The sequence below is a fragment of the Thermosynechococcus sp. Uc genome (genome assembly GCF_029335995.1).
GTDB lineage: Bacteria > Cyanobacteriota > Cyanobacteriia > Thermosynechococcales > Thermosynechococcaceae > Thermosynechococcus.
On sequence record NZ_JARJMS020000063.1, the window covers coordinates 21,648 to 35,781 of the forward strand.

The window sequence follows — 14,134 nt, forward strand, 5'->3', positions numbered from 1 at the left end:
TAATCCGCTAGGATAGATCCATCCATTGATTCAGAATTGATCAAATGTGTGGACGGTAGCGGAAATAACTCAATTTGTCTGTCGCGGTTGAGAATGGTATTATTTGCGAGGTTGTAAAATTTACACCATTTCCCAGAAAAGTTAAGGTAGGGCATTCACATGGCATCGTCTCCTGTTGCGCCCGTTGTTTTGGTCATTTTGGATGGCTGGGGCTATCGCGAAGAAACTTATGGTAATGCGATCGCCCGCGCCAATACCCCTGTTATGGACAGTTTGTGGCAGGTCTATCCCCACACGTTGATTGACACCTCTGGCAAGGCGGTGGGACTTCCCAAGGGACAAATGGGTAACTCAGAGGTGGGACACTTAAATATCGGTGCTGGACGGATTGTTCCCCAGGAGTTGGTGCGCATTTCCGATGCTGTTGAAGATGGCAGCCTCTTTAGCAATCCTGTTTTGGTGAATCTCTGCCAAACGGTGAAGGAACGCAATGGCAAGCTCCACTTTATCGGCCTGTGTTCCGCTGGCGGGGTACATTCCCACATTGAGCACCTTTACGGGTTGGTGGAACTGGCCAAGCGCCATGAGTTACCCGCCTGTATCCATGCCATCACGGATGGTCGTGATACGCCACCCCGCGATGCAGCAGGTGTCCTTGAAGAATTGGAGCAACGCCTGAAGACAATAGGGTGCGGACAAATTGTAACAGTAAGTGGTCGTTACTATGCCATGGATCGCGATCGCCGTTGGGATCGCACCGAGGCGGCCTACCGCGTCATGACGAGCAATGAGAATATTCAGCCCCTGCGGGCGGCGGATGTGGCCAGTAGATCCTATGGGCAGGATATTGGCGATGAGTTTATTGTGCCCACACGGATTGCCGCAGGTGCAGTCGAAGCCGGCGATGGTGTGGTGTTCTTCAATTTCCGCCCCGATCGCGCCCGCCAACTCACCCAAGCCTTTATTGACCCTGACTTTAGCGGCTTTGAACGCCCGCTGATTACACCGCTGGAATATGTGACCTTTACACAATACGATGTCAATTTTAACTGCGGTGTTGCCTTTCCGCCCCAGAATCTTAATCATATCCTTGGGGAGGTGATTGCTGAGCACCACCTGAAACAACTGCGGGCAGCGGAAACGGAAAAATATGCCCATGTCACCTACTTCTTCAACGGTGGTCTCGAGGAACCCTTCCCCGGTGAGGATCGCATTCTCATCCCTAGCCCCAGGGTGGCCACCTACGATCAAGCCCCAGCCATGTCTGCTCTCGCTGTCACAAAAGCGGTTAAAGAAGCCATTGAAAAGCAGGAATATACCTTGATTGTGGTTAACTTTGCCAACCCCGATATGGTGGGACACACAGGGCAATTAGAGGCCACTGTCCAAGCCATTGAAACTGTGGATCGCTGCGTGGGAGTGCTGGTAGAAGCGGCAACCAAAGTGGGGGGCACACTGCTGATCACTGCCGATCATGGCAACGCTGAGTACATGATTGACGAGGATGGCAACCCTTGGACTGCTCACACCACCAACCCTGTTCCCTTCATCTTGGTGGAAGGGGAAAAACGTAAGATCCCCGGCCATGGTGCGGATGTCGCCCTGCGACAGGATGGCTGCCTTGCCGATATTGCGCCGACTATCTTGGAAATTTTGGAGCTGCCTCAACCCCCTGAGATGACGGGGCGATCGCTGATTGTCAGTGCTCCCTACGAAACGCGCCTAAATCGCACACCGGTTTCTGTTAAGGTCTAAAGGCGTTCTCAGCCTCAGGGGGACGGCACAAAACTTTAAGGTTTCTTAAAATAGAAGCAGTCCTTGTCCTGTTTCTATGGCCACCTTTCGCTCGATTCTGGGTTATTATCGCGCCTATCGGGGGATAGCGATCGCCAGTATTACTGCCGCTAGTCTCTGTGAGCTGGTGGATTTGCTCGTACCCTATGCGATTGGCCAAATCCTCAACTTACTTTCGCAACAACCCCTTGACCCACCAGTGGTGGCGATCGCCGGCACGCTCCAAGCTTGGACTGGCTGGCAGAACTCCTTTGCAGTTCATCTCACTGTTCTTGGCAGTATTGTTTTTCTGGCAACTGTTGTTCGCGCCCCGATTCAACCGTGGTTAGGTGTTTGGTTTCACTGGTGGATTGCCCTTGCTGCCCGCCGCGATCACACCCGCAAAGCTGTGGAGAAAATCCTTACCCTGCCCCTAGAGTTTTTTGAGGAAAACAACCCTGGCCGCATTGCCAACCGCGTCAATAAGGGAATTTCCAACCACACGTGGAGCTACCCGGAAATTGCCGGTCAACTCATTCCCAAAACAGTCCGCGTCCTTGGCATTGGTGTCATTCTGTGGTGGCTGGACTGGCCAATAGCCTTGGGGCTAATGACTTCCTTTACCCTAATTTTTGTCTTAACCCTGCGCACGCTGCGGCGCCTCATTCAAAAAGAAGAGATTCTCGACAGCCATATTGAGAGCACCGAGAGCCGTACCTCGGAGATCATTACCAACATCAAAACCGTCAAGGCCTTTGCCACCGAAGCCCGTGAGTTGGCCCGTCAAACTCAGCGTCTGGATCGCGAGTTCAAGATGGTGATTGATCGTATTCATCGCGGCTACATGTATTTAATTACTTGGCAAGCAGGCTTGGTGCAATTCTGTCTATTCACATTGTTGGGCTTCTCACTGGCTGCCACAATTGGCGGACGGGTGTCCATTGGTCACTTTATTACGATTTACACCCTCGCCAGCATGGCCTACGCCGAAATTACGCCCCTCTCGCAGGTATCCGAGGTCTTTGCACGGCGCTATGCCTCCGTTTTGCGCTTCCATGAATTTATGGAACTACCGCCGGGGCGCGATGCCATTGACTTAGAGCAAACAGAGATTCCCGACCTCAAGTTTTCGGGCAAAGTGGATTTTCAGCATGTCTGGTTTAGCTACACGCCGGGGCGCCCTATTCTGCGGGATATTCATTTGCTCATTGAGCCCTGCCAAACGGTGGCCTTGGTGGGGCGTTCGGGCTCGGGGAAATCCACGCTAATCAAACTTCTCTTTCGCTATTTCCAACCGGATCAAGGACAAATTCTCATTGATGGCCAAGATATTCAAACCCTTGATGTGCGTGCCTATCGTCGTCGTTTGGCCATTGTCCACCAAGAGGTGGATGTCTTCAATGGGACGCTGTGGGATAACCTGACCTATGCCAATCCCAACGTGAGTGCGGATGCGGTCTATGAAGCCTGCGCGATTGCACGGGTAGATGAATTTGTGCATCAGTTGCCCTTGGGCTATCGCACGATCGTAGGGGAACGGGGGTTGCGGCTTTCCGGCGGACAGCGACAGCGGCTTGGGATTGCCCGTGCCCTCTTGGCGGATCCCGATGTATTGATCTTTGATGAGGCCACCTCCAGTTTAGATTATGAATCGGAGCGGGAAATTCAACTTGCCCTGCGCTCAATTACCGGAACCCGCACAATGATTGTGATTGCCCACCGCCTGAGTACGGTTCGGGATGCCAATCAAATCGTGGTGTTGGATCAAGGCACGATTTGTGAGCAGGGAGACCATGAGACCCTGCTTGCCCAAGGGGGATTGTATGCCCATCTCTATTCCATTCAGCGCGATCGCGCCCCCCATCCCTAGCTAAGATGCACACCAAGGAAACGATCCAAAAGCCGATAGCGCCAAAACGTGCGTAACAAGATTACCCAGAGAAACACAATTAGGATAATCAATGCCCACAGCCACCGCGAGAGGGGTTCCAACTCTGCCACTGTCCGTAGGGTCGGCGAGAAGCTGATCATCAAGAAGGCGGCCAGCAGGGCTACAACCACCGCAGGATAACGCCAGTTGCCCACTAAGGGGGCACCGCCGACCCATGTCGGATGGGGAGGTTTGAGAAAGAGGACTAGACACAAGGAGGCCAACATCAGGGTCGTTACCAAGGCAGTGCGGGCGATCGCCACACTTTGACCCAATTCCGAGAGCATCCCACGGTCATTCAAGAGCGCTGGATCTAGCCGTCCTTGCAGAAATTCCATCAGGGGTGTGAGTTCCCGAGCTAAAATTCCGAAGTACATGAAAATGGCCAACAGGGCTAGGCTGAGTGTAGCCGGTACTACGAAGTGCAGCAATGAACGAATCAGCGACCGATGGGGGCGTGGTCCTGGCACTGCCCAAAAAGCCACAGCAAGGGTGGGCAGCCCCACGCCCCCCAGAGTTAACAGGCTATTATGTTTAATCAGTAGCGGAAAGGCGCGTCCCGCCATCACGGTTACTAGACAGAGCAAGCTAAAGCTAAAGACCCGCACCAAAAAGAGCTTGGTGACATCCTGAATGCCGTTGTAGATGCGCTGCCCTTCGCGAAAGGCTTCTGGTAAGGCTGCAAAGGAATCCGCCAGTAATACAATGTCGGCAACATTACGGGTAATCGCACTACCACTTTCCATAGCAATTCCCACGTTGGCCTGCTTCAGGGACAAAACATCATTCACGCCATCCCCAATCATGGCCACTTGATGCCCGAGGGCGCGGAGTCGAGTTACGAGTTTTGCCTTTTGCTCTGGAGTAATGCGACCAAAGACCGTGGCTTTCTCGGCCATCTGATCAAAGCCGGGATCATCCATGGCGGCGAGTTCTGCTCCGGAAATGGCAATTGCCCCTGCATCAAGGCCAACTTGTTTAGCGAGGGCAACCACGGTTTCTGCATGGTCACCGGAGATAATTTTGATTTGAATCCCCGCCTGTTGAAAGCGTTCCAAAACATCGCGGCATTGGGGTCGGAGGCGATCGCCTACCCAAATCACTGCCAAAGGCTCAAGGTCTAGGGGCAATAGGGGGGTCTGCTGATGCTCATCCCAAGTGGGATCACTGCTACTGCGGGCAAAGAGGAGTACCCGAAATCCCTGCTGCCGTCCCCGCTGGAGCAACTCAACCACCTCAGGGGAGAGGGTTTCACTGTTGAAAAGGACATCCGGTGCCCCTAAAATGAACACTTCTGAGTCATGCCACGCTGCAGCACTCCACTTGTAGGCAGAAGAAAAGGGAATTTCTAGGCGCAGGGGTTGGGGACTGCCGCCAAAACTCTCTGCGAGGGCAACAATTGTGCGGTTCGGAGCACTGACACTGGCGGTAAATATGGCTAAGGCGGCTTTTGTCTTTTCTTCTGTCTCAGTGAGGGCGTACCAGCTATGGAGTTCAAGGGCATTAGCCGTCAGCGTGCCCGTTTTATCAAGGCAGAGAATATCCACACCACTGAGGGATTCAATGGCATTCACCTGCTGCACTAAGACATGGGCACGGGAGATGCGCAGTGCCCCCAAAGCATAGGTGAGTGTAATGGTTAGATACAATCCCACCGGCACTAGACCCGCAACCACTGCCGCCGTTTGCACACTCATTTGTAGAGTAGTCAGTCGCACCAATAGCGAGAGCAGCACCAATAGCCAAAGGAAAACCGCGAGGGCAAGAATGACGCGGATAATCAGGTTAATTTCCCGCTGCAGGGGGGTAAGTTTGTGGTGGTAGGTTTTGGCGGCAGCAGTCAGTTGATGAGCGGTACTTTCTTCCCCCACCTGTTCAGCTACGTAGGCGGCAGCACCGCGCACACAAAAGCTTCCCGAATACAGGCGATCGCCCGCCCGCTTGGAAATGAGATCCGACTCCCCTGTCAGTAACGACTCATCCACTTGAATCTGCCCATCGCCGATCACAGTGCCATCAGCAACGATTTGATCCCCCGGCTCCAAGAGGAGAATATCCCCCTCCACGACTTCCGCTGGATCAATAATCGCTTCTTGGCGATCGCGCAGTACCTTGACACGAGGACGGGTGAGGAGGCTAATTTCATCCAATTGCCGTTTGGCGCGAATTTCCTGAAGGATGCTAATGATGGCATTGAGAAACACAACCACAATAATGGCGGCCACATCCCCCGGACGGCCCAAAAAAAGCAAAATGACACTGATAAAGGCAAAAACCCCGTTGATAAACGTCAAGAGGTTTTCCCGCAAGATATCGCCGTAGGTGCGATTGCTTTCACTCACTTGACGGTTAATGCGACCTCTGGCTTGCCGCTCCGCCACTTCCACCGCTGTAAGACCCGTCAGTGGTGCTGCCATACCTTAGATTTCCGCTGATTTAACCACAAACACTGAGCAGGGAGCATCAGCCACAACGGCACCACTCACCGAGCCTTGTACAACTCGCTCAACTCCCGTCAGACCGCGACTCCCCAGCACAATGAGGTCTGCTCCATAGATATTAGCCAAGCGTAAAATTTCCTCGACCGGGTCACCGGTAACAATTTCAATTTCTGAATCACAGGGGAGGTAGCTTTGAAACTGTTGTAAGTGCTGCTCAATACTACGGTAAGTGCCCATTTGCGGATGCAACGAGGGGCGATCGGCACTAACCCCAAACCCCGACTCCACCGGTGAAATCACATGGCTAAGAATCACTTGGGCATCTGGGTCAAGATTTAACTGTGTCACTGCGGCCATCACCCGTGCCGATAACTCACTGGTATCCAGTGCCACTAAAATTGTTTTGAACATGCCTGTGACTCTGTACTTGCAATCTCTTAGTCTGCCACAAGAGCGCAAGTAGCGGTCAAACAACTCTTCTGGATAGCGATGACCATCCCTACAGAAGTGTTGAAGGATAGGTGAGGAGACTAGCTCTCGTCGTTTTCCCTTAAAAAGCAGAAAAAAGTACCAGCTTGCTATTTTATCTTTCGGAGCTATTGTCAAGTCTATCCTCATCCTTGTAAAAAGGCTGTACAACACAAAACCGATGCCCGACAGCAGGAACGCTTGCAAGACTCCAATGGGTTTGACAGCTACAAAGCCATTGTCCAGTAGCTGCGCCAGGAGTATCGGATTGGGAGCCAAGTGGAAAGTTTTCCATCCCTATCAGCAGCAGCAGGCCAAGGGACAACCGCAAACTTTAAAACAAACTCGCTCTCTTGCTGGAAGTCTTACCAGCGGTTATTGGTTGCCGCAAGCAACTGCGCTACTTTTGTCAAGACAAGAGTTGCTGGGGATTGCTAACGCTCCCAAGACATAGCAGGATCACACTGAATTGGCTAGCGAATGTTGTGCCTGTGTTTGCTCTCTGCAATGAATCCATTGAGTGATTGTGGCTGCCTCTGCAAGGGGCATTGGTAGGGAAGTCTTCGGGACACTGGAAGCATTGCATCAAAAGCTGCTAGCTGTATTGCCCCAAATGGCGGCAGGGGTGACTGACTCTTTGACGGGCTGGTCATTTATACCCAGCCTGTATTAGATCTATCTCTAAATTTTTTGGTATAAAACGGCTGTATAACCCCTGTGACATGGACAATCTCTCGCGAAGAAAATCCGTTAGGATCAATGTGTTGAAACTTGCAAGGAACGCCCTATGGGAGCAGCAACAGCAGCCGGTGATCAACGGCTACGCAATTTTGTGATTGCTGTTGTCGCCATTTTCATTACTCTTGCCCTATTTGCCGGTCTGCGCGGCAGCAGTTCATCCCTAACGCTTGAAGAGCAAGCCCACCACGCCACCCCTTGGGAGGAGGCTCAGGTCAATGGCAAGCCCACACTTTTGGAGTTTTATGCCAACTGGTGTAGCACTTGTCGTTCAATGGCCAAGGATTTGGGGGAATTAAAGACACAATATCGCGATCGCCTGAACTTTGTCATGCTGAATGTGGACAACACCAAGTGGCTACCTGAAATTGAGCAATTTAATGTGGATGGTATTCCCCACTTTGTTTTTTTGAATCGGCAATTGGAACCTCAAGCAGTGGCAATCGGCCTTCAACCGAAGGAAGTAATGGCCAAAAACTTGGAAGCTCTTAGCAATGGTCTCCCTTTGCCCTATGGTCAACTGACGGGTGAAATGTCTCAACTCCCTAGTCCCCTCGCCCGCCAGCGCAGTGATGATCCCCGCAGTCATGGGGGCTAGCCCGTGGAACCCCAAGACGAGGTGCGCCGGGTCTATGAAGAGACGCAAGCACGGATGGCAGAGCTATACCGTGAGTATGAGCAGATCAAAGCCACCCAAGCGCGGTTGAAGGAACACAATCAAGTTGCCTTAGATCAAGAGCGCGATCGCCTGCAACAGGAACTGCGGCAACTGGAGGCAGAGTTTGGTCTAACATTGCTGTTTCATCTAGGAGAGGCGGCACGAGAATGCTGGCAGGAAGTTTTAGATCAAGAAAACTTTTGGCAATTTGTGCGCTTTGGCGGCTTGGGGTTTATCCTTGGTCTTGTTGTTAAAAGCCTGATGAGTTAATCCTTAAGGCACTGCGCCAGAGTCCGGGGCGGGAATCGGGAATGGGCATTGCGCCAACAGTCTTCGCATAAAAAGCCTCTGAGGAAACCCAACCAATAACGGCATAGCCATAGCCAGCACTGCGCATTTGAGCCAAGGTTAACTGCAACAGTAGCCGACCAATTCCCCGCCCTCGGTGGGGTTCCGCCACGGCCATAGGGCCAAACAAGCCTAAGGCAGCTACGTCATAGCAGGCAAAACCCAATAATTCGCCTCCTTGTACGGCAATGAGTCCTCTTGGCGGCCGCTGGCTAAAGGCGATGGCCACTTCACTGCGCCAACCCCCACTAAAGCGATCGCCCACCCATTGGACAATGGCCATGACTTCTGATCCTAAAGGCTGGCGATAGTGAATTCCCTGCTGTTGATGCGCCATCACAGCGGACCAGTCCACCGCTAGATCGTAGAGCTTGACCAGCATATCGGTCATCGGCTGCTCCCTGTTTTGCCTAGCGGCTCAAACTGACAAGGGGACGTTGGAGCGCCTGCATTAACTCGTCAAACTGATCGGGAGTCAGGGACTGGGCGCCATCGGAGAGCGCCTTCGCGGGATTGGGGTGCACTTCAATCATCAGAGCATCGGTGCCTGCTGCTACAGCCGCTTTGGCCATTGCGGGCACAAATTCGGCCCAGCCGGTGCCATGGCTGGGGTCAATCATAATGGGCAGATGAGTGAGCTTGCGCAGTACAGGAATTGCCGCTAAATCCAAGGTATTGCGGGTATAGTCACGGTCAAAGGTACGGATGCCCCGCTCACAGAGAATGACATTGGGGTTCCCTGCTGCGAGAATGTACTCCGCAGCCATCAGCCATTCTTCAATGGTGGCAGACATTCCCCGTTTCAGAAGGACAGGTTTGGGTTGGGCACCTACGCGCTTTAGAAGAGAAAAGTTTTGCATATTGCGGGCGCCGATTTGCAGCACATCGGCTACTTCGGCAATTTTTTCCAAATCTGCTGCATCCATCACTTCGGTAATGATGCCCAAGCCGGTTTTTGCTTTTGCTGCCGCCAACAGATCAAGGGCACTTTCCCCATGGCCTTGGAAAGCGTAGGGGGAGGTACGGGGTTTATAAGCGCCACCGCGCAGGAATTTGGCTCCCGCTGCTTTAACCCGTTGCGCCGTTTCAATGATCATGGATTCGTTTTCAACGGAGCAAGGTCCTGCCACAACTACCACTTCATGCCCCTCGCCGAAAACGACATCCCCGTTGGGAGTGGGCACCACCACTTCACTGGGTTCACCGTGACGATACTCGCGGCTTGCCCGTTTGAAGGGCTGCTCAACCCGCAGCACATGCTCAATCCAAGGGCTAATTTCCTGAATCCGCAGAGGGTCTAATTCCGCTGTTTCGCCAACCAGACCAATGACAACTTTGTGCTTGCCCACAATTTTTTCGGGGGTCAGTCCCCAAGTGCACATCTCGGTGCTGACCCGTTCAATCTCTTCATTAGGGGTGCCACTTTTTAGAACAATAATCATCGGCTTGCTGATCCCAACATTTCGGCTTAGGGTTTGATTGTATTGTGCCAAATTGGTTCAGTTCTGCCTATGCTGCGTCGTTCCCAAGGTCTGCGATTTCTTATTTCATTGGCGATCGCTACGGTGGTGGTGGTGTCACTGTGGGGGGTGATGATTGGTTCTATTCCCCATGGCGATCGCCCCCTTGATCTCAGCCAAGCAGTGCCCATTGATGATCCGCAGTTTGATTCGCCAATGGCCGCACCGCTGCCCCCTTGGTTACCAGAGACTCCTTCTTTGTTTCTCCAACGCAGTGACGGCGCTGATTATGATCGCCTCTTTGCCAAAGTGCGGCAAGTCCATCAACAGTGCTCGTTTGCTCCCCCTTGGTATAGTGTGCCCGCCCATCCCACTAATTTTGGCGATCGCTTCCGTACGGATATTCGCGGTCGGGTGGTGAGCAATGCGCCCTTAATTGTGCTCCATGAAACTGCTGCCTCTGCCCAATCGGCGCTGGAATTCTTTCAAACGCCCCATTCCCGCGATGAAGACCAGGCCAGCTACCATGAGTTGATTACCCTCAGGGGCTGGCTGCTGCACTTAGTACCTTGGTCGAAGCGTGCCTATGGGGCAGGTAACTCTGTTTTTGGTTCGGAAGCAGTACAGACTAACCCCCGCCTAGCCCCTTCGGTGAATAATTTTGCCCTGCATTTCTCTTTAGAAACACCGCCCCAAGGTCGCCACAATGGTTCCCAACACGGCGGCTATACCGATGCTCAATACCGTAGCTTGGCTTGGCTGGTGGCGCAAACAGCCATTGATCCGCAACGTGTCACTACCCATGCTGCTGTTGATCGCTCAGGGGAGCGCATTGACCCGCGTAGCTTTGATTGGGCTAGGTTTAATCGCTATTTACAGCTCTATCGCGATCGCCCCTGTGGGGATCTCCCCCGCTAGAAGTAGCGCTCTAAAAACGTCTCTAGGGACTCCAAGGAAACTTGAAAATAGGCTTGGGCGCGTTCAATTTCACTGGCAGGGCAAAGACTTTCATAGGTCAACAGTGTCCGCAGTGTCCCAAGACTGGCCTCCAAATCACGATTCATTAGGCTCAAGAACTGAAAAGCGCCATCAATGACACTGAGAGGCAATGTCATCACAAAGGGGCGTTTATTGAAAAAGCGACCGAGGCGATCGGCAATCTCTTGTCGCGTCAAGACCTCTGGATGCGCCATGCTAAAAATCGCTGGTTGACTGGCTTGACTGGCAATGAGAATACACTGGGCTAAATCCTCAGGACTCAAGAGCTGCAAGCGATGGTGAGGATCACCTAGGACAATATAAACCCCCGTCTGCTGAAAGCGCTCCGCAAGGGGGAGCAAACTAGACATGAGGGTGGGACAGCGGAAAATAGCATAGTTGAGACCACTGCTAATAAGCGCCTGCTCGACCTCATACTTGGCCTTGAGAAAGGGGGATTGCTGGCGATCGCCAGTCACCGCCAGAGAAGAAATCAGCGTTACATGACGCACCCGCCGTTCCTGAGCCACCTGAATCACATCCAACGTGGCACGGTAATCAATCGCCTGAATGGCACGGCTGAGTAACTGACTCCCATGGCAGCAAATTACCGCCTCCACCCCCTCCATGGCGGCCTGAATATCGCGGGGTTGTTGCAGATCGCCAATGAAAATTTCAGCGCCCCATTGCTTAAGGAGATCGTATTGGCTCGTCAGACGCACAAACGCCCGCACCGGTAGTCCCAACGTAATACAGCGGCGCACCACCCGTAAACCCAATTGTCCTGTGGCACCCGTAACCAAGTACATGCAGCGGAAGATTAAGGGATTCTTGTCTCAGCGTGCCCTAGGGGGAGCCATAATGCAAGACCCAGAAGTGTTGAACGCTAGCTTGAGAGACGAGAAAAAAGAAGAAATGACGTATTCTTTCCTTAAAAAGGAGAAAAAATACCATCCTAAAATGGCACTTTCAGAACTATTGTCAAGTCTATCCCCAAACACCTCAGCCCTCGCAACTATCCTGTTTTGCACCTATCGTTAGACCGGTTGATGACAAAGAGTTTGAGCAGGATGGTCAACTAAATACAACGGTATTGATTGCGTATTTATTTGAAGCCAGTGGATATACCGGAATATTTTGGGAGAAAACTGCCGGATTACAACTAGAACTGAGCTAGCGATGTTCAGTAATGCATTGGCGCTTTGATTAGCAGACAGAGCTACTTGGGGCTTAGAATATCAAGTTTTGTTGCAGTATTTGATACTTCTGCCTATCAAAATATTGAAAGAGGTTGGAGGCGATCCTACAGCTCTTCGGGGTCTTCTGTGCATTACCAACAAAACTTCAAAGCGTCTTCATGATCGAGGATGATCGCACTTTGCCTTGGGGGGTGCGGGGAATTTGAGGTACAGCAATCCACTGTTTGGGGCATTTGTAAGCGCTGCACTGCTGTTTGAGCCATGTGCTTAGCTCTTCAGGAGAGAGGTCTCCCACATAGAGGGCAATCACTTGTTCACCCCAAAGGGGGTCGGGTGCACCATAAATGTAGATGTCTTGGACAAGGCCACTGTCAAGGAGTAAGGCCTCTAACTCTTCGGGGTAGATATTCTCGCCACCACTGATGATTTTGCGGCTTGTGCGTCCTAAAATGTAGAGGCGATCGCCCCGCCATTGAGCGCGATCGTCGGTTAGGAAGATGGTTGACTGAAAGCACTGAGGATAATAGCCGAGGGCAAGGGAGGCCGCCTGAATCTGAATCTCACCCGTAGGGGTTAAATCAATCTGGGCGTGGGGTAAGACTTGACCACAGGAGCGATCGCCCGTCAAAAATTCTCCCTGCCGCTGAACACAGATCATACCTGCGGTTTCTGTCATTCCATAACTGAGACAGAGGGGCAATTGCTGCGCCGCTGCTGCCTCTAATAGTTGAGACCAAGTGGGGCCACCGCCAATAAAAATCCCCCTTAACTTCCCTAACCAAAGCAGCGGTTCTGTGAGCACCTGTTGCAGTTGCCGAGGCACCAAAGACAGCCACAGATTACAATTGGCCGGTGGTGCTGTTTGCCGTAAATCCCGTAAATGGCTCGCAAGATAGAGTTCTCCTCCCGTCCAGAGGGATCGCACCACGGGCATCAGGCCACTGACATGGTACAAGGGCAAAATACTTAGACAGTGAATTGCTCCTTGCTGTAAATGGCTTTGCAGCCCCATCACTGCCGCCTGAAGGGTTGCCACTGTGTGAATCGCCCAACGCAACCGCCCTTGAGTTCCTCCGGTGGGGATAAGAATCCAACCCTGGGGTAAGGGTTCTCTAGAGCCTTGGGGGTCTAGGGGAGGCACGGTTCCCCAAGCCATAAAATTCTGGGGTAGGAGTGCTGCCACTTGCTGCCACTCTTGGGATTGCCATTGGGGATTGGCCAGTAATAGGGGCGTGCCTGTGGAAAGTGCCGCTAGAAAACCTCCGAGAAACGATAGCGGATCGGGTTCTGCCAGTATGAGGAGAGTGGGCTGCCGCTGTTGGAGTTGCTCCTGATAGCTGGCCAATTGCTCGCGGAGGATGGCAGCAGCAGGGCGCCATTGTCCGTTGTGGGGATACCACAGCCAGTGGGGAGTAATGCTTGTAAGGTTTTGTAACAAATTTGTCCTGCGCCTCCCTAAACCAATAGGTAAAATCAAAGGATATAAGGAGTGCGTTTAGGAGACAGCAGCCTGATTATTCAACAGATGCAGCGGGTAGCCGCCATTACTGACCCTAGCCTTAAATTAGCATGGACTGCAGCCTATGCTGCCGACGATCGCAAGGGAGTGGATATCTGCCTTTTGGATGTGAGTGGCGTGTCCTACTTAACCGATTACTTTGTCATCATTACAGGACTCTCAAAAACTCAAGTGCGCGCCATTTACCAAGGGATTGAGGAGGCAGCGCTCGAACATTGTCAACGCCAACCCCAACATATTGAAGGCCAAGCGGAATGTTCATGGGTACTCATGGACTACGGCGATGTGATTGTCCATGTGCAGTTGCCCAAGGAACGCCAATACTACAACCTTGAGGCCTTTTGGGGGCACGCCCAGCGCATTCCCTTTGAGTCACTGGTGACCACCTAGCCGATGCAGCCCTTTGGGGGGCAGTGGGCTCTTTGGATCCTGCCACTGGTGGCGATCGCTAGTTTTATCTCCACAACAACACATTAAAACTCAAGGTCGTCCTCTTCAGAGGCTTCAGCAATTGGGGTGTCTGGACGTTCTTCTGCATCGGGTAGGTGAATCACTACACCGTTAAAGAATTGTGCTAGTTTTTCAGCGGCTTGCCGCACAGGATCGGGATTAGCCGTGAGAG

12 protein-coding genes are annotated in these 14,134 nt (G+C 52.4%); 6 read left to right on the plus strand and 6 right to left on the minus strand.

Translation table 11 applies throughout. The features are described 5' to 3' along the window. Nucleotides 1-159: 159 nt before the first annotated feature. A complete protein-coding gene (gene gpmI / locus P3X23_RS07080) occupies nt 160-1,755 on the plus strand; it encodes a 2,3-bisphosphoglycerate-independent phosphoglycerate mutase (RefSeq protein WP_300874699.1) in 1,596 nt (531 codons plus the stop codon). Nucleotides 1,756-1,831: 76 nt separating this feature from the next. Further along, on the plus strand, nt 1,832-3,643 hold the full coding sequence (locus P3X23_RS07085; protein ID WP_300874701.1) for an ABC transporter ATP-binding protein: 1,812 nt from the start codon (nt 1,832-1,834) through the stop codon (nt 3,641-3,643). On the opposite strand, the gene P3X23_RS07090 is transcribed toward P3X23_RS07085, so the two are convergent. Both P3X23_RS07090 and P3X23_RS07095 read right to left on the minus strand, forming a co-directional pair. Beyond that, the gene (locus tag P3X23_RS07090) at nt 3,640-6,120 is read right to left on the minus strand and encodes an HAD-IC family P-type ATPase (protein WP_300874703.1); all 2,481 of its coding nucleotides are present in this window, start codon (nt 6,118-6,120) and stop codon (nt 3,640-3,642) included. The genes P3X23_RS07085 and P3X23_RS07090 overlap by 4 nt on opposite strands. Nucleotides 6,121-6,123: 3 nt before the next feature. Further along, the gene (locus tag P3X23_RS07095) at nt 6,124-6,555 is read right to left on the minus strand and encodes a universal stress protein (RefSeq protein ID WP_300874705.1); all 432 of its coding nucleotides are present in this window, start codon (nt 6,553-6,555) and stop codon (nt 6,124-6,126) included. 844 nt (nt 6,556-7,399) lie between these two features. On the opposite strand from P3X23_RS07095, the gene P3X23_RS07100 reads away from it, so the two are divergent. Next, complete coding sequence (locus P3X23_RS07100; RefSeq protein WP_300874707.1) at nt 7,400-7,948, plus strand: thioredoxin family protein; 549 nt, start codon at nt 7,400-7,402, stop codon at nt 7,946-7,948. Between the two features lie 3 nt (nt 7,949-7,951). Then, a complete protein-coding gene (locus P3X23_RS07105) occupies nt 7,952-8,278 on the plus strand; it encodes a hypothetical protein (RefSeq protein ID WP_300874709.1) in 327 nt (108 codons plus the stop codon). Here the strand turns inward: P3X23_RS07105 and P3X23_RS07110 are convergent. Together P3X23_RS07110 and aroF are read right to left on the minus strand one after the other, a co-directional pair. Next, entirely contained in the window at nt 8,259-8,747 is a 489-nt protein-coding gene (locus tag P3X23_RS07110; protein ID WP_300874711.1) for a GNAT family N-acetyltransferase, read from the minus strand. The genes P3X23_RS07105 and P3X23_RS07110 overlap by 20 nt on opposite strands. Nucleotides 8,748-8,766: 19 nt before the next feature. Further along, on the minus strand, nt 8,767-9,798 hold the full coding sequence (gene aroF / locus P3X23_RS07115) for a 3-deoxy-7-phosphoheptulonate synthase (RefSeq protein ID WP_300874713.1): 1,032 nt from the start codon (nt 9,796-9,798) through the stop codon (nt 8,767-8,769). Nucleotides 9,799-9,867: 69 nt separating this feature from the next. Here aroF and P3X23_RS07120 point away from each other — a divergent pair, with 69 nt between their 5' ends. After that, a complete protein-coding gene (locus P3X23_RS07120) occupies nt 9,868-10,734 on the plus strand; it encodes a peptidoglycan recognition family protein (protein WP_300874715.1) in 867 nt (288 codons plus the stop codon). On the opposite strand, the gene P3X23_RS07125 is transcribed toward P3X23_RS07120, so the two are convergent. Together P3X23_RS07125 and P3X23_RS07130 are read right to left on the minus strand one after the other, a co-directional pair. Further along, nucleotides 10,731-11,603, minus strand: coding sequence for an SDR family oxidoreductase (locus P3X23_RS07125; RefSeq protein ID WP_300874717.1), 873 nt, complete (start codon nt 11,601-11,603; stop codon nt 10,731-10,733). The genes P3X23_RS07120 and P3X23_RS07125 overlap by 4 nt on opposite strands. 535 nt (nt 11,604-12,138) lie before the next feature. Beyond that, entirely contained in the window at nt 12,139-13,431 is a 1,293-nt protein-coding gene (locus P3X23_RS07130) for an AMP-binding protein (protein WP_300874719.1), read from the minus strand. A 51-nt stretch (nt 13,432-13,482) separates the two neighbouring features. Here P3X23_RS07130 and rsfS point away from each other — a divergent pair, with 51 nt between their 5' ends. Next, nucleotides 13,483-13,902 carry a ribosome silencing factor gene (rsfS, locus tag P3X23_RS07135; protein WP_300874720.1) on the plus strand — a complete coding sequence of 140 codons (420 nt, stop codon included), beginning with the start codon at nt 13,483-13,485 and terminating at the stop codon, nt 13,900-13,902. Nucleotides 13,903-14,134: the final 232 nt, after the last annotated feature.